This window comes from Prauserella flavalba (assembly GCF_003202235.1).
Taxonomy (GTDB): domain Bacteria; phylum Actinomycetota; class Actinomycetes; order Mycobacteriales; family Pseudonocardiaceae; genus Prauserella_A; species Prauserella_A flavalba.
Window position 1 is genome coordinate 132456 of record NZ_MASU01000006.1, and the last position, 14361, is coordinate 146816.

Here is a 14361-nt window from a genome sequence, read left to right on the forward strand (position 1 = left end):
AACCGTGCCACGATGGCGCTCTAGGAGCCACGAACAAGGGGAGGGCCGATCTCATGTGCGGCCGATACGCCGCCACCAAGGACCCGGCCACGTTGATGAAGGAGTTCGACGCGGCCGACGGTACCGAGGGGCACGCGCCGACCGAGAACTACAACGTCGCGCCGACGAAGAACGTCATCAGCGTCGTCGAGCGGCACCCGCGCGACGACGACGGCAACGTGCAGGAGGACGAGCCCGCGGTGCGCAGCCTGCGCGTCATGCGCTGGGGGCTCGTGCCGTTCTGGGCCAAGGACGCCGGCATCGGCAGCCGCATGATCAACACGCGCGCGGAGACCGCGACCGAGAAGCCGGCGTTCCGCAAGGCGCTGTCGCGGCGCCGCTGCCTGATCCCCGCCGACGGCTGGTACGAGTGGCGGGTCGCCGAGGGCGCGGGCAAGAAGGCGCCCAAGGAGCCGTTCTTCATGACCACGCGCGACGGCTCGTCCCTGGCGTTCGCCGGCATCTGGGAGACCTGGCGCGACCCGAAGGGCGAGCCGGACGCGCCGCCGCTGATCACGTGCTCGGTGATCACGACCGACGCGATCGGCCAGCTCACCGACATCCACGACCGCATGCCGCTCGTCATGCCGAGGGACCGGTGGCGCGACTGGCTCGACCCCGACCGTACGGACGCCTCCTCGCTGCTCGAACCGCCGAGCCTCGAGTGGGCCGACTCGCTCGAGCTGCGGCCGGTGTCCACCAAGGTCAACAGCGTCCGCAACAACGGGCCCGGCCTGCTCGAGCGCGTCGAGACCGAGCCGGCGAACCTGGACGAGAGCGGCACCGGCGCCCTCTTCGAACTGCCCAACCCGAAATGACCAGCAAGCGGATCGACACCCCGCACGGCCCGGCCCGTGCCGAGCTGCACTGCGCCGAGGAGGGCACGGCCGGGCTGCTGCTCGGGCACGGCGCGGGCGGCGGGATCGAGGCGCCCGACCTGGTGGCGGTCACCAGGTCGGCGCGCGACGCGGGCGTGCACGTCGCGCTGGTCGAGCAGCCCTACCGCGTCGCGGGCAGGCGTGCCCCCGCGCCCGCGAAGCAGCTCGACGCGGCGTGGCTCGCGGTGGCCGAGGACCTCTCCGCGACGTGGTTCGACGGCCTCCCGCTGGTGTTCGGTGGCCGCTCGTCCGGCGCGAGGGTCGCGTGCCGCACGGCGGCGCAGGGACAGGCCGTCGCCGTGCTCTGCCTCGCGTTTCCCGAGCACCCGCCGGGCAAGCCGGAGCGGACCCGCCAGCCCGAGCTGGACGGCGTCGAGGTGCCGACGCTGGTCGTGCAGGGCGAGAACGACCCCTTCGGCAGGCCGGAGCCCGGCCCGCACCACGAGGTCGTGGTGGTGCCCGGCGACCACAGCCTCAAGGCCGGGCTCGACGGGGTGTCGCGGGCCGCCTCCGAGTGGCTCGGCCGGGTGCTGCGTCCGCTCGTGACGTGAGACTCAGCCCGCGATGGGCGCCACGATGGCGGTGGTGAGCGTCACCAGGTCGGCGGGTGCGAGCTCGATCTCCAGCCCGCGCCGCCCGCCGGAGCAGAGCACCGTGTCGAACCGCTGCGCCGACTCGTCCACCACGACGGGCAGGCGCGAGCGCTGGCCGAGCGGGGAGATGCCGCCGAGGACGTAGCCGGTGGCCCGCTGCGCGGCCGCCGCGTCGGCCAGCTTCGCCCGCTTGCCGCCGACGGCCGCCGCGAGAGCCTTGAGATCGAGCTGCCCGGTCACGGGCACGACGCCCACGGTGAGCTTGCCGTCGACCTCGGCCACCAGGGTCTTGAACACCCGCGCCGGGTCCACCCCGAGCACCTCCGCGGCCTCCGTGCCGTAGGACTCGTGTCGCGGATCGTGGTCGTACGTGTGCACGGTGTGCTCGATCTTCTTCTTGCCGAGCAACGCCGTTGCGGGAGTGCCTTTTCCAGCCACGACCGCGCATCCTATCCGGCCAGGAATTCGCGACGAGCCGCTCGCGTTACACCGATCGTGCCGACCACTCTGACCAGTACCCCCAACCGTTTCCGCGTATCGTGGGAGCCGACGTCCGAGCCGTCGGCAGCGGGCACCACACGCCGGCGCCACAGCGCCGATCTGGAAGGGAAAGGTTTGCCGAGCACGCAGAACTCAGCGGAGCCCACGGCCACCCCGGCTGACACGGAGCAGGAGCAGGAGCGGGCCGAGCGCTTCGAACGCGACGCCATGCCCCTGCTCGACCAGCTCTACTCGGCGGCGTTGCGCATGACCCGTAACCCCGCCGACGCCGAGGACCTGGTGCAGGAGACCTACCTCAAGGCCTATGCGGCGTTCGCGTCCTTCAAAAAGGGCACGAACCTCAAGGCCTGGATGTACCGGATCCTCACCAACACCTACATCAACGGCTACCGCAAGCGGCAGCGTCAGCCCCTCCAGCAGCCCACGGAGGAGATCACCGACTGGCAGCTCGCCCAGGCGGAGAGCCACACGTCGAGCGGCCTGCGCTCGGCCGAGGTCGAGGCGATGGACAACCTGCCGGACGTCGACGTGAAGGCGGCGCTGCAGCAGCTGCCCGAGGAATTCCGGCTCGCCGTGTACCTCGCCGACGTCGAGGGCTTCGCCTACAAGGAAATCGCAGAGATCATGGATACCCCCATCGGCACGGTGATGTCGCGACTGCACCGGGGCCGCAGCCAGCTGCGCGGCCTGCTCGCCGACGTCGCCAGGGAGCGCGGGTTCATCCGTTCCGCCCAGCAGGAGGTGGCCGGACGATGAGCACTCTGGACGGTTCAGGCAAGTCCGACAAGGTCCATTGCGAAGAGGCGCTCGCCGAGATCTTCCTGCTGCTGGACAAGGAGTGCAGCCCCGAGCGCGACGCCGAGCTGCGCAGGCACATCGACGACTGCCCGCCGTGCCTCGAGGAGTACGGCATCGACGAGCAGCTCAAGCAGCTGCTGGCCCGCAAGTGCGGGGGTGACCACGCCCCGGCGGAGCTCAAGAACCGGTTGCGGGCCTCGATTCGCAAGACCGTGGAGGAGCATGGCGGCCACCGGATCTCCGAGACCGAGGTGACCGTGGAGCGGGTCACCGAAGGCAGCGACTGACGTCACACGCACGCGGCCCCGGCACCGAGAACGGTGCCGGGGCCGCTGTGTTCGCCTCGCCTGCTCAGGCGTTGGGCTTCTTGCCGTGGTTCGCGCCGTTCTTCTTCCGGTCGCGACGCTTACGGGCACGCTTCGACATGTTCACTCCTCCATGACTGGCTCCATCTAGTGTGTCATGGGGAGTGACGCTGCCCGCCGGAGGTGTGCCGGGGGTGCCGCGCTCTGGTTGTATTGCGGACGGTGCGTGGGCCTGCGCACCGTGATCGAGAATGACGTTCGGTGGTCGAATAAGCCATGTCCACGCTAGCCGAGCTGCTCGCGGAGAACACCGGACTGCCTGGTGAGGCGGTCGACCATCTGCAGATGGTCGTGGCCGAATGGCAGCTGCTGGCCGATCTCTCCTTCGCGGACTTCCTCATGTGGGTTCCCGTGGAGGAGGGTGAGGGCGACTTCGTCTGCGTCGCGCAGGTGCGCCCGACGACGGGCCCGACGGCCCATCCCGAGGACGTCGTGGGCACGCGGTTCACGAACGAGGATCACCCGCAGCTCGGCAGGGCGATGCGGGAGGTCCGGCTCTGCCGCGAGGAGGACCCGCACTGGTACCGCGACCTGCCGATGCGCAGGGAGGCCGTGCCGGTCAAGTTCGGCGAGGGGGTGATCGCCGTGCTGAGCAGGGAGACCAACCTCGCGTCGCCGAGGGTGCCGAGCCCCCTGGAGATCGCCTACCTCGGCAGTGCGGCGGACCTGTGCCAGATGATGGCCGACGGCACGTTCCCGAGCCCGGACGGCGGCACCGACGTGCACACCAGCCCGCGGGTCGGCGACGGGCTGATCCGGCTCGACCAGAGCGGCACGGTGGTGTTCGCGAGCCCCAACGGGCAGTCGGCCTACCACCGCATGGGCTACGAGTCCGATCTCATCGGCACGCGGCTCGCGCCGCTCACGCGGTCGCTGATCCGCGACCCGTTCGACGCCACCGAGGTCTCGCACCGCATCCTCGACGCGCTCGACGGCAAGCCGGGCAGCCGCACCGAGGTGGAGTCGCGGCGCGGGGCTGTGGTGTTGTTCCGCGCGCTGCCGCTGCGGCCCGCGGGGCGGCCGGCCGGGGCGCTCGTGCTGGCGCGCGACGTCACGGAGGTGAAGCGGCGCGACCGGGCGCTGCTGTCGAAGGACGCGACGATCCGGGAGATCCACCACCGGGTCAAGAACAACCTGCAGACCGTCGCCGCGCTGCTGCGGCTCCAGTCGCGGCGTACGCAGAGCAATGAGGCGCGGCAGGCGCTGAGCGAGTCCGTGCGGCGGGTGTCCTCGATCGCGATGGTGCACGAGGCGCTGTCGATGTCGGTGGACGAGCGAGTGGACCTCGACAAGCTGCTCGACAACGTGCTGCCGATGGTGGGCGAGGTCGCGACGGCCGAGGCGCACGTGAAGCTCACCCGCTCCGGATCCTTCGGCGTCGTCGTCGCCGAGATCGCCACGCCGCTGGTGATGGTGGTCGCCGAGCTCGTGCAGAACGCCGTCGGCCACGCCTTCGTGCCGGGACGGCCCGGTCAGGTCGAGATCCAGGTGAGCCGCTCGGCGCGCTGGCTCGACATCGTCGTGCGCGACGACGGCAAGGGCCTGCCCGCCGGTTTCTCGCTGGAGCGGGCCGACGGTCTCGGCCTGCAGATCGCGCGGACCCTCGTCGAATCGGAACTGCGCGGATCGCTGTCGCTTCGGGGCGTGCGGGACGGTGATTCCTCCGGCCGCCGCTCCGGCGGTACCGAGGCCGCCCTGCGCATCCCGTTGAGCCGCCGCGTCTGACGCCCGGCCCCCGGAGCCTCGCCGACCGCAGTGAAGGCCACCTTGCCTTCGCCCACCCGTCTCCCGCCACCACCCAAACGGAGGCGCTCCGCGCCGCTGTGTTCGATTCCACGCAGTGAAGGTGGCCTTCACTGCGGAGGGGGGCGCGTTTGACGGCGACCAAACAACCCCGCACACGCTTGAGGGCCGGCACCCGAGACGGATGCCGGCCCTCAAACCTTTTGCCGCTGTTTGAATTGCGTTAAAGCATTACGCGGCAAAAGGCATTCGCTTGAGTGCGATCAGAAGTTGCTGCGCGTGCCGATCTGCGCACGGCGACGCTTGAGCGCGCGCCGCTCGTCCTCGCTCATGCCGCCCCACACGCCGGCGTCCTGGCCGCTGGCCAGTGCCCAGGCCAGGCAGTCGGAAGCGACGGTGCAGCGGTGGCACACGGACTTCGCCGCGGTGATCTGCGACAGAGCAGGACCACTGGTCCCCACAGGGAAGAAGAGTTCCGGGTCCTCGTCTCGGCAGGCCGCGCGGTGGCGCCAGTCCATTTCCTTGAGCTCCTTTTAAGGGCGCGGCGTTCCGCGCCAGTCGTCATGGCGGTCGTTTCTTGGGGTGCTTGTGAATGCTTTCACGAGTCACCGAGTTCGACAAGTGTTTTCTGGCAATCGGTGAGTCAGCTCACCCGTGCGAGCTACTAGCCTGACCTGCGGATATGCGCCTGTCAGGTCCGTCCGTCGCGCAACGTCTTGCGGTGAACGGAGCTTCTCCGTCGCTGAGCGGCAACGTGGAGTTTGCCGGAGACGATCAGTCGATGTTGCTGACCGACCGCAACCACTCATAACGCAACCGTGAGCGCCCTCGGCACGCTGATGAACTCCACTCGGGTGCGCTGCCCGACCAGATCGCCATCGACCTGCAAGTTTACCGGGACTTCAGCCGTCACGCTGACTATCGGCAGATCGTCGTGACGCAGTAACTGCCTGCCACGGTGCCTGCTGCGGCTGCGCAGCGCCTGGCGGACGTGCCGCAGCACCGTGACGAGCCCCATGCCCCGCAGCGCGAACAGGCCGAGGCCCGTGTCGAACGAACATTCCGTGTTGAGGTGCACCGGCCGCGAGCCCAGGTAGCTCCACGGGTCCGTGTTGGACACGAACGCGGTGTGCACCTCGGCGGGCTCCTCGCCGGGCATCCGGACCGTCAGCGCCGGCCTGCCGTTGGGCGGACGCAGATAGCAGCGCACCGCCGTCCGCAGGTACAGCGAGGGACTCGTCCGCTTGCCGCGCCGCTTCTCTACCTCGCCTACCACGTCGGCGTCCCAGCCCATCCCGGCGTTGAAGGTGAACCAGCGGTCGCCCGCGAGACCGAGACCGACCTGCCTGCCGCTCTGCTCCTCGAGCGCGTGCAGCAGCCGGTGCGTGGCCTCCACCGGATCGCACGGCAGCCCGAGAGCGCGCGCGAAGACGTTCGCCGAGCCACCCGGCACGACGCCGAGCATCGGCACCGGGCCGTACTTGCCCGGCTTGCCGTCGGTGTCGGCCAGCAGGCCGTTGACGACCTCGTTGACCGTGCCGTCCCCGCCGTGCGCGACCACCAGGTCGACCTGGTCCCGCGCCGCGGCGTGCGCGACGGCCATCGCGTGACCGCGGTAGTCGGTCTCGACGACGTCCAGCTTCACCTGGCTGGCCAGCGCGTGCGCGAGCACGTCGCGACCACCGGGAGTGGTAGCGGTGGCTTGCGGATTCACGACGAGCACTGCGCGCACTACCGCAGAGTAGGTGAGTTCGCCCGTCACGCGGCTCGGTTGCCCGAACTAATCGTTGCGAAACTCGTCACTGCGCCGTGAGCTGTCGTGCGCGGTCGTGGACCCGCGATCCCGTGTCCCTCTGCCGGTCGCTGCCCTCCGTTCGTCCTGCCCCGAACGACAACTTCCGCCGTGACGAGTGCACCCCGGCCGACCGCCGGCTCATCGACGACAACCAGATCTTTGCTCGTGGCCCGGCCGCCCGAAAACGGCCGTCTGGGTGGCATACCATCGAAAGTGTTCACGCACGGTCATCTGACGGGAAGGCGCCCCGTGTCGCTCGCCGACAAGTTCTCCCCCGCGCCGCGCGAGGTGCGCCTCGCCGGTCTGCTCACCGCGCTGCCGGGACTGGCGCTGCTCGCGATCGGTGTGGTGCTGGTCGTGGACTTCCTCGGCCAGGAACCCGTGGCCGGCAACAACATCTACGCCGAGGTCGGGTACTACCTCGTGCTCGGCCTCGGTGTGCTGGCGTGCGCCGTGGGGCTGCTGCTCGGCAAGACGTGGGCCCGCTCGCCCGCGCTGGTCATCAGCCTGGTGCTCGTCGGTGTGGGCTGGTACGCCACGGGACCGTCCGGCCAGCCCGGCTTCGGCGTGCCGATCATGATCGCCGGGGCGGCGGTGGTGGTGCTGCTGTTCCGCAGGCCCTCGCGCGCGTGGGTGCTCGGCCAGGAGGAGGGCGAGAGCGAGGAGGAGGCCGCCAGGCGCGGCGGCCTCGAAGGCCGCCACGCCCAGCGGGAACGCGATCAGGACTGAGTCGTCGCCAGCGCGCGCAGCGGTTCGTCCGTGAGGCGGTAGACCGTCCACTCGTCCTGCGGTGCCGCGCCCATCGCGCGATAGAACTCCACGGCGGGGTTCCAGTTCAGCACCGACCACTCCAGCCGCGCGTAGCCGCGATCGACGCACTCGCGCGCGAGCGTGGCGAGCAGCGCCTTGCCGAGGCCCGTGCCGCGCCGCTCCGGGCGGACGTACAGGTCCTCCAGGTAGATGCCGTTCACGCCGCGCCAGGTGGAGAAGTTGAGGAACCACAGCGCGAAGCCGGCCACCTCGCCGTCGATCTCGCCGACGTGCGCGAAGACGCTGGGCGTCTCGCCGAACAGGGCCACGCGCAGCTGCCCGGCGGTCAGTGTGCACTCCTGCGGCGCCTTCTCGAACTCGGCGAGGTCGTGGACGAGCTGGACGACGGCGTCGACGTCGGACTCGCGAACGCGGCGGATCAGGTGGGTCAAGTGAGGCTCCTTCTCAGGACGCTGGAACGTTCAGGTGCTGGATCTGTGGCTTGCCGCGCTCGTCGCCGAGCACGGTGATGCTCGCCGGGTCGAACTTGAAATGGACGCCCGCGCTCGCGCCGAGGCCGAGCCAGCGGGCGATCAGTACGCGGCTGAAGTGCCCGTGCCCGACCAGCACGACGTCGCCGCCTGCCAGCGCGGTCCGCACGCGGTCGAGCACCTTGTCCGCCCGCTCGGTGACCTGTGCCGCGCTCTCGCCGCCCGGCATCGGGTGCGACCACACGGTCCACCCCGGCACGGACTCGCGAATCTGCGGTGTGGTGAGGCCCTCGTAGTCGCCGTAGTCCCATTCGGCGAGGTCCTCGGTGGTCTCGTCGACGGAGAGCCCGGCCAGCTCGGCGGTGCGCACGGCCCGCTCGCGGGGGCTGCTCAGCACCAGCGCGGGCGCGGTGCCGCCGTGCATGAGCGCGTAGGTGCGGCCCGCGGCGTGCGCCTGACGTTCCCCGACGGCCGTGAGCGGGAGGTCGGTCCGGCCGGTGTGCCTGCCCGTGGCGGACCACTCGGTCTGGCCGTGACGGAGAAGGAGAAGCACGTGCTGGTCCACGCCTGCGAATATAGCGGGCGCCGCCGACTTGTTACTCACGAGTAATATGGCGGCCATGACGACTTCGAACTCGACGTACGCGGCGTGGCGCAAGCTCTCCGGCACCACGGCCGGCCGGGTGCTCTTCTCCGCCGCCGTGTCCCTGCGTGCGCCGTACTTCAGCACCGTGCTGCCGTACGTGCGCGACCTGCGGCCAGGGCGCGCCGAGGTCAGCGCGCCCAAGTGGTGGGGTGTGCGCAACCACATCGGGACCTTCCACGCCATCGCCGCGTGCAACCTCGCCGAGGTCGCGATGGGCATGCTCGCCGAGGCCACGGTGCCCTCGACGCACCGGTGGATCCCGAAGGGCATGACGGTGTCCTACCTCGCGAAGGCCGAGACGTCGCTGGTCGCGGTGGCGGAGCTGCCCGAGCCGCTCGATGTCGGCGGCGCCGGGGAGGGCCCTGCAGGCATCGAGGTCCCGGTCCCGGCAACGGTCACCGACCGGCGCGGCAAGGTCGTGGTGACGGCGACGATCACGATCTGGGTCACGCCCAAAAGGAGTCAGCACTGACTCCTCCAGGAGAGTGAAACTTAACGGTGTTTACCCAGTTGACGTGAACGGTACTCGGGTTTGAGCTTGTGGGTGTGACGGCGTGCCCGGCAGCATGCGCGCCATGCCTTCCCCGCTGTCCCGCAGGCGCTTTCTCGGACTGAGCGCGCTGAGCTCCGCCGCGGCGTTCGGGCTCACCACGATCTCCGCGGGCGGCGCGTCCGCCTCGCAGCGGCGGACCGACTTCTCCCCGGCCGTCGTGATCGGCACCGGCTACGGGGCCGCCGTGACGGCGTTGCGCCTCGGCGAGGCCGGCATCCCGACGCTCATGCTCGAGATGGGCAGGCTCTGGGACACGCCCGCCGGCGACGGCAACGTCTTCAGCGGCATGCTCAGGCCCGACAGGCGCTCCATGTGGCTCAAGACGCGCACGGAGGCTCCGCTCGCGTCGTTCCTGTGGATCGACGTCGTCAACCGCGACATCGAGCGCTACACCGGCGTGCTCGACCGCGTGGACCACGGCGACATGTCCGTCTACGTCGGCCGTGGCGTCGGCGGCGGCTCGCTGGTCAACGGCGCGATGGCGGTGACCCCGAAGCGGCACTACTTCGAGGAGATCCTGCCCTCGGTCGACGCCGACGAGATGTACGGGACGTACTTCCCGAGGGCCGGCGCCGCGCTGGGCGTCAACCACATCGATCCGGAGTGGTTCGAGACGTGCCGCTCCTACAAATACGCGCGACTGTCGCGCAAGCACGCCGGCAAGGCCGGGCTCACCACGACGTTCGTGCCGAGCGTCTACGACTTCGACTACCTGCGCCGGGAGGAGGCCGGTGACGTGCCGCGCTCCGCGCTGGCCTCCGAGGTCATCTACGGCAACAACCACGGCAAGCGCTCGCTCGACAAGACGTACCTGCCCGCGGCGCTGGGCACCGGCAACGTGACGATCAGGACGTTGACCGAGGTGCGGGCCATCCACCACCAGCCCGACGGGACCTACCGGCTCACGGTGCGCGAGCTCGACGATGTGGGCAACGTGGTGGCGACCAGCGAGATCGGCACCCGCCACCTCTTCCTCGGCGCGGGCAGCCTCGGGTCCACCGAGCTGCTGCTGCGGGCCCGCGAGACGGGTGCGCTGCCGGAGCTGAACGACGAGGTCGGGCAGTGCTGGGGCACCAACGGCAACGTCATGCTCGGCAGGGCCAACCACGTGTGGGACACCACCGGCACCGTGCAGTCGGGGATGCCCGCGCTCGGCATCGACGCGTGGGACGACCCCGAGCACCCCGTGTTCGCCGAGATCGCGCCCATGCCGGCGGGCCTGGAGCTGTGGGTGAGCCTGTACCTGGCGATCACGAAGAACCCCGAGCGCGGGCACTTCACCTACGACGCCGCGACCGACTCGGCCAGGCTCCACTGGACCGCCGAGCAGGGGCAGCCCACGATCGACGCCGCGAAGGCGCTGTTCGACCGGGTCAACAGGGCCAACGGCACGATCTACCGGCACGACCTCTTCGGCGACACGCGCCCGTTCGAGAACCGGTTCACGTACCACCCGCTGGGCGGGCTCGTGCTGGGCAAGGCGACCGACCTCTACGGCCGGGTGCGCGGTTACCCGAACCTCTACGTGACCGACGGCTCGCTCATCCCGGGTAGCACCGGCGTGAACCCCTTCGTGACGATCACCGCGCTGGCCGAGCGCAACATCGAGCGGGTGCTCGCCGAGGACCTCCGCCGTCCGTAGCGACCGCAGTGAAGGCCACCTTCACTGCGTTCAACGCAGGCAAGGTGGCCTTCACTGCGGTCAGGGCTAACCGTTGGCGCGGAGCTGGGCGTAGCGGGCCTGGCAGGCGGAGTAGTCCGGCAGCATGCCTGCGTCCTTCGCCTCGGCCAGCGTGGGCGCGGCGGAGTCCTTTTCGGACAGAATGAACTCCAGCTCGGCGGGCCACGGCAGGCCCAGCTCCGGGTCGAGCGGCGTGATGCCGTGCTCGCCCGCCGGGTTGTAGCCGGTCGAGCACAGGTACGACATGGCCGTGTCGTCCTCGAGCGCGATGAAGCCGTGGCCGAGGCCCTCGGGGACGTAGACGGCGTGGAACTCGGTGCTGTCGAGGCGGACGGCGTCCCACTGCCCGAACGTGGGGGAGCCCACGCGCAGGTCGACGATCACATCGAGCAGCGAGCCCCTCGGGCAGTACACGTACTTCGCCTGGCCCGGGGGCGTGTCGGCGAAGTGGATTCCCCTGATCGTGCCCTTCCTGGAAACACTGTGGTTGGTCTGCGCCACGGTGAGCGGGTGCCCGACGGCCTTGAGGAACGCGGGCTCCTGGAACGGCGCGACGAAAAGTCCGCGTTGATCAGGGAAACGAGGGGGGACGAACTCGTAGGCGTCCCGCACCGCCAGCTCGCGCACATCCATGTGGCGCAGCTTAGCCGCCACATCCCAAGCCGGACGGTCGTCTTGTTATTAGCCGCTTGACCAGGGCAGATTCGGGAAAATCTGTGATCTCAACCGCACCCCCGCGCCCAAGACCCCGTCCGGCCTGTCACACTGAGCGGACCGCCGCGTCCGCGGCACAGCCTCGACCACGGGCCTCGACGGACGCCTCGCCCGGAAACACGGCGCTACCGCGCCGGTCAGCCGGGACAGAGGAGCCCAACACAGCTGGGGATGCCGTGCGGCGATCCCCTGAATTTCCAGCCCTGGAGATTGACGTGTCCCAAGCTCAGGTGAGCGACGACGAGATCTTCGGTGGTCACGAGGGCGGCAAGCTCTCGGTGACCGCCACCCGACCCATCACGCAGGCGCGTGACCTCTCCATCGCCTACACCCCCGGAGTAGCCAAGGTCAGCCGCGCGATCGCGGAGGACGCCGCGCTCGCGAAGCGCTACACGTGGGCCGACCGGCTCGTCGCGGTGGTCAGCGACGGCACCGCGGTACTCGGCCTCGGCGACATCGGGCCGAGCGCGTCCCTGCCGGTGATGGAGGGCAAGTCGGTGCTCTTCAAGACCTTCGCCGGGCTGGACTCGATCCCGCTGGTGCTCGACACCACCGACGTGGACGAGATCGTCGAGACCCTCGTGCGCCTGCGCCCCTCGTTCGGCGCGGTGAACCTGGAAGACGTCTCGGCGCCGCGCTGCTTCGAGCTGGAGGACAAGCTCAAGGCGGCGCTCGACTGCCCGGTGATGCACGACGACCAGCACGGCACCGCGATCGTGGTGCTCGCCGCGTTGCGCGGCGCGAACATGGTGCTCGACCGCGCGATCGCCGACCAGCGCGTGGTGATCTCCGGTGCGGGCGCGGCCGGGGTGGCGTGCACCCGGATCCTGCAGGCCGCGGGCGTCGGCGACGTCACGGTGCTGGACTCGAAGGGCATCGTCCACGCGGGCAGGGCCGGGCTGAACCCGATCAAGGAGCAGCTCGCGGAGACCACGAACACGGCGGGGCTGCGCGGCGGCCTCGCCGAGGCGCTGAAGGGCGCCGACGTGTTCATCGGCCTCTCCAGCTCGACCATCGACGAGAGCCTGCTCGCCACGATGGCGGGCGACTCGATCGTGTTCGCACTGTCCAATCCGGACCCGGAGGTGCACCCGGACGTCGCGGCGCGGTACGCGTCGGTCGTGGCGACCGGGCGCAGCGACTTCCCGAACCAGATCAACAACGTGCTCGCGTTCCCCGGCGTGTTCAAGGGCGCGCTGGACTCCGGCGCGCGGTCGATCACGGAGAACATGAAGCTCGCCGCGGCCGACGCGATCGCGTCGGTGGCCGCCGACAAGCTGGCCGCCGACCACATCGTGCCGAGCCCGCTCGACCCGAGGGTGGCCCCCGAGGTCGCCGCCGCCGTGGCGAAGGCCGCGGAGTCGGACGGCGTGACGGGGTAGCCCTCGGCGCCCTCAGCCCAGTGCCGCCCGGATCTCCGCGATCCGGTGCCTGGGCAGGTCGATGAGCCGCAGGTCCGCGATGTCGGCGGGCGCCTGCGGCCAAAGGTTGCCGACGCGGCCGTGTGCGCGGGTCCAGACCGCGTGCACGGCCGCGTTCGTGTTGCCGGGCACCGCGTCGGCGACCACCACGGCGTGCTTGTTGTCCGGGGTGCTGCGCAGCAGGCGCAGCCGGTACTTCGGCGCGACGAGGTCCATGAGCGCCTGCTGTGACCGCTGATCGCCGAGGTCTGGGTGCGCGTTCGGCACCAGGAGGGCCACGCGGCCGGCGTTCACGGCCAGCAGTACGCGTGCGAGCCACGGGCCGGGGGCCGCCGTGAGGTCCACGGCCACGGCGGTGCTCTCGGGCACGGTCGCGGGCTTCGTCCAGTCCGCGTCGCGAACGGTCACGTCGTGGCCGGTGTCGCCCGCGAGCGCGACGAGCGCGTCCAGCAGCGCCGCCGAGGTTCCGCGCGCCTCCACCGACTGCGGGCCGTGCGTGTAGATGCCCTGCTGCTTGCCCTTGCCCTTCTTGCGTGCCCGTGCCGTGGGCTGGCAGACGTACAGGTCCGCCGCGCTGCCGATCGCCTGCGCGCCCGCGTACCGGTGGAACGCGGGAACGATCGCCTCGAACGCCAGCCCGAGCGAGAGCAGGGCCCGCTGCACCTGGTGCCCGAGCGCCGGGTGCCTCGGGCTGTAGCCGTAGGCGAGCACCAGGCGCCCCTCCGGCGGATCGGCGAGGCACTCGATGCCGCGGGCGGCGAACAGGCCCATGCCCTCCGGCGTGTACGGCGGATCGCTGAACACGACGTCCGCCTTCCCGGCCACCGCGAGCGGCAGGCCGAACCGGAGGTCCGCGTGCACGGTGCGGATGGAGCGTTCGCTGCGCCGGTCGAGGTACTCCAGGATCCGGTCGTCGACGTCGACCACCGTCAGCCGGGCCTCGGGGCGAAGCGCGTGCACGGCAAGCGACGTGAGGTCGTGGTCGCCGACGAAGGTCAGGCGCGTGCGGCGCAGGTCGTATTGCTCGTCGAGCCAGCGGGCCCTCGCCACCACGGTCTCGGGCGTCGCCTGCACGTGGTCGAGCGCGGCCAGCGGCGGTGGTACGTCCGCGATCGCCGCGGTCATCGTGGCGAGCAGATCACCGGGCTGCGCGGCCTCACCGGCCAGCTCCCGGTAGCGCGGGACCGCGTCCGGCCGCAGCCGCACCGCGGTGCCCTCGCGTTCGAGGTCGTCGCCGAACGCGGCCAGCAGGTCCTCGACGCCGCGCCGGGGCTCCGCCGTCGCGCGCACCAGCTCGTCGAACTCCTGCCAGCCGTGCGCGAGAAGGGAGACGGCGAGCCGCAGCGGCCGGGCCTGGACGCCGAAGGCGTCGAGCGGGGAAGTCACCAGCTCA

The 14361-nt window shown here is 70.6% G+C and carries 17 protein-coding genes; 9 read left to right on the forward strand and 8 right to left on the reverse strand.

The window, feature by feature from the left end; translation table 11 throughout:
• Positions 1 to 53: 53 nt before the first annotated feature.
• Both BA062_RS16650 and BA062_RS16655 read left to right on the forward strand, forming a co-directional pair.
• Positions 54 to 857 carry an SOS response-associated peptidase gene (locus BA062_RS16650; protein WP_110337648.1) on the forward strand — a complete coding sequence of 268 codons (804 nt, stop codon included), beginning with the start codon at positions 54 to 56 and terminating at the stop codon, positions 855 to 857.
• Positions 854 to 1468 (forward strand): alpha/beta hydrolase family protein, encoded by a 615-nt coding sequence (locus BA062_RS16655; protein WP_110337650.1) that lies wholly within the window; start codon positions 854 to 856, stop codon positions 1466 to 1468. Before BA062_RS16650 ends, BA062_RS16655 begins: the two co-directional genes overlap by 4 nt.
• A gap of 3 nt (positions 1469 to 1471) precedes the next feature.
• On the opposite strand, the gene ybaK is transcribed toward BA062_RS16655, so the two are convergent.
• Positions 1472 to 1948, reverse strand: coding sequence for a Cys-tRNA(Pro) deacylase (gene ybaK, locus BA062_RS16660; protein ID WP_110337652.1), 477 nt, complete (start codon positions 1946 to 1948; stop codon positions 1472 to 1474).
• Positions 1949 to 2125: 177 nt separating this feature from the next.
• On the opposite strand from ybaK, the gene BA062_RS16665 reads away from it, so the two are divergent.
• Complete coding sequence (locus tag BA062_RS16665) at positions 2126 to 2767, forward strand: sigma-70 family RNA polymerase sigma factor (protein WP_110337654.1); 642 nt, start codon at positions 2126 to 2128, stop codon at positions 2765 to 2767.
• Positions 2764 to 3096: a mycothiol system anti-sigma-R factor gene (gene rsrA / locus BA062_RS16670; RefSeq protein WP_110337656.1), complete on the forward strand. Its 333-nt coding sequence runs from the start codon at positions 2764 to 2766 to the stop codon at positions 3094 to 3096. The genes BA062_RS16665 and rsrA overlap by 4 nt, the downstream gene beginning before the upstream one ends.
• Positions 3097 to 3160: 64 nt before the next feature.
• On the opposite strand, the gene BA062_RS41320 is transcribed toward rsrA, so the two are convergent.
• Positions 3161 to 3235, reverse strand: coding sequence for a 50S ribosomal protein bL37 (locus tag BA062_RS41320; protein WP_098515123.1), 75 nt, complete (start codon positions 3233 to 3235; stop codon positions 3161 to 3163).
• 155 nt (positions 3236 to 3390) lie between these two features.
• Here BA062_RS41320 and BA062_RS16675 point away from each other — a divergent pair, with 155 nt between their 5' ends.
• Positions 3391 to 4899, forward strand: coding sequence for a sensor histidine kinase (locus BA062_RS16675; RefSeq protein WP_110337658.1), 1509 nt, complete (start codon positions 3391 to 3393; stop codon positions 4897 to 4899).
• 281 nt (positions 4900 to 5180) lie between these two features.
• On the opposite strand, the gene BA062_RS16680 is transcribed toward BA062_RS16675, so the two are convergent.
• Positions 5181 to 5435, reverse strand: coding sequence for a WhiB family transcriptional regulator (locus BA062_RS16680; RefSeq protein WP_110337660.1), 255 nt, complete (start codon positions 5433 to 5435; stop codon positions 5181 to 5183).
• Between the two features lie 287 nt (positions 5436 to 5722).
• Complete coding sequence (locus tag BA062_RS16685; protein ID WP_110338294.1) at positions 5723 to 6649, reverse strand: diacylglycerol/lipid kinase family protein; 927 nt, start codon at positions 6647 to 6649, stop codon at positions 5723 to 5725.
• Positions 6650 to 6961: 312 nt separating this feature from the next.
• On the opposite strand from BA062_RS16685, the gene BA062_RS16690 reads away from it, so the two are divergent.
• Complete coding sequence (locus tag BA062_RS16690) at positions 6962 to 7441, forward strand: hypothetical protein (RefSeq protein ID WP_110337662.1); 480 nt, start codon at positions 6962 to 6964, stop codon at positions 7439 to 7441.
• Here the strand turns inward: BA062_RS16690 and BA062_RS16695 are convergent.
• Positions 7432 to 7914 (reverse strand): GNAT family N-acetyltransferase, encoded by a 483-nt coding sequence (locus tag BA062_RS16695; protein ID WP_110337664.1) that lies wholly within the window; start codon positions 7912 to 7914, stop codon positions 7432 to 7434. The genes BA062_RS16690 and BA062_RS16695 overlap by 10 nt on opposite strands.
• A 13-nt stretch (positions 7915 to 7927) precedes the next feature.
• Positions 7928 to 8518, reverse strand: a complete 591-nt coding sequence (locus BA062_RS16700; protein WP_245959857.1) for an acid phosphatase — start codon at positions 8516 to 8518, stop codon at positions 7928 to 7930.
• Positions 8519 to 8573: 55 nt separating this feature from the next.
• Here BA062_RS16700 and BA062_RS16705 point away from each other — a divergent pair, with 55 nt between their 5' ends.
• Together BA062_RS16705 and BA062_RS16710 are read left to right on the forward strand one after the other, a co-directional pair.
• On the forward strand, positions 8574 to 9071 hold the full coding sequence (locus BA062_RS16705) for a hotdog fold domain-containing protein (RefSeq protein WP_110338296.1): 498 nt from the start codon (positions 8574 to 8576) through the stop codon (positions 9069 to 9071).
• Between the two features lie 103 nt (positions 9072 to 9174).
• A complete protein-coding gene (locus BA062_RS16710) occupies positions 9175 to 10794 on the forward strand; it encodes a GMC oxidoreductase (RefSeq protein WP_110338298.1) in 1620 nt (539 codons plus the stop codon).
• Positions 10795 to 10860: 66 nt separating this feature from the next.
• On the opposite strand, the gene BA062_RS16715 is transcribed toward BA062_RS16710, so the two are convergent.
• The gene (locus BA062_RS16715) at positions 10861 to 11466 is read right to left on the reverse strand and encodes a dTDP-4-dehydrorhamnose 3,5-epimerase family protein (RefSeq protein WP_110337668.1); all 606 of its coding nucleotides are present in this window, start codon (positions 11464 to 11466) and stop codon (positions 10861 to 10863) included.
• A gap of 296 nt (positions 11467 to 11762) precedes the next feature.
• Here BA062_RS16715 and BA062_RS16720 point away from each other — a divergent pair, with 296 nt between their 5' ends.
• Entirely contained in the window at positions 11763 to 12929 is a 1167-nt protein-coding gene (locus BA062_RS16720; protein ID WP_245959858.1) for an NAD(P)-dependent malic enzyme, read from the forward strand.
• A gap of 12 nt (positions 12930 to 12941) precedes the next feature.
• Here the strand turns inward: BA062_RS16720 and BA062_RS16725 are convergent, their stop codons facing one another.
• Complete coding sequence (locus BA062_RS16725; RefSeq protein ID WP_110337670.1) at positions 12942 to 14354, reverse strand: bis-aminopropyl spermidine synthase family protein; 1413 nt, start codon at positions 14352 to 14354, stop codon at positions 12942 to 12944.
• Positions 14355 to 14361 lie beyond the last annotated feature (7 nt).

Bases quoted from the DNA above. Each gene is read 5' to 3' on its own strand.
- BA062_RS16650 (WP_110337648.1), top strand. From the start codon at position 54: ATGTGCGGCCGATACGCCGCCACCAAGGACCCGGCCACGTTGATGAAG.
- BA062_RS16655 (WP_110337650.1), top strand. From the start codon at position 854: ATGACCAGCAAGCGGATCGACACCCCGCACGGCCCGGCCCGTGCCGAG.
- rsrA (WP_110337656.1), top strand. From the start codon at position 2,764: ATGAGCACTCTGGACGGTTCAGGCAAGTCCGACAAGGTCCATTGCGAA.
- BA062_RS16675 (WP_110337658.1), top strand. From the start codon at position 3,391: ATGTCCACGCTAGCCGAGCTGCTCGCGGAGAACACCGGACTGCCTGGT.
- BA062_RS16680 (WP_110337660.1), bottom strand. From the start codon at position 5,435: ATGGACTGGCGCCACCGCGCGGCCTGCCGAGACGAGGACCCGGAACTC.
- BA062_RS16705 (WP_110338296.1), top strand. From the start codon at position 8,574: ATGACGACTTCGAACTCGACGTACGCGGCGTGGCGCAAGCTCTCCGGC.
- BA062_RS16710 (WP_110338298.1), top strand. From the start codon at position 9,175: ATGCCTTCCCCGCTGTCCCGCAGGCGCTTTCTCGGACTGAGCGCGCTG.
- BA062_RS16715 (WP_110337668.1), bottom strand. From the start codon at position 11,466: ATGGATGTGCGCGAGCTGGCGGTGCGGGACGCCTACGAGTTCGTCCCC.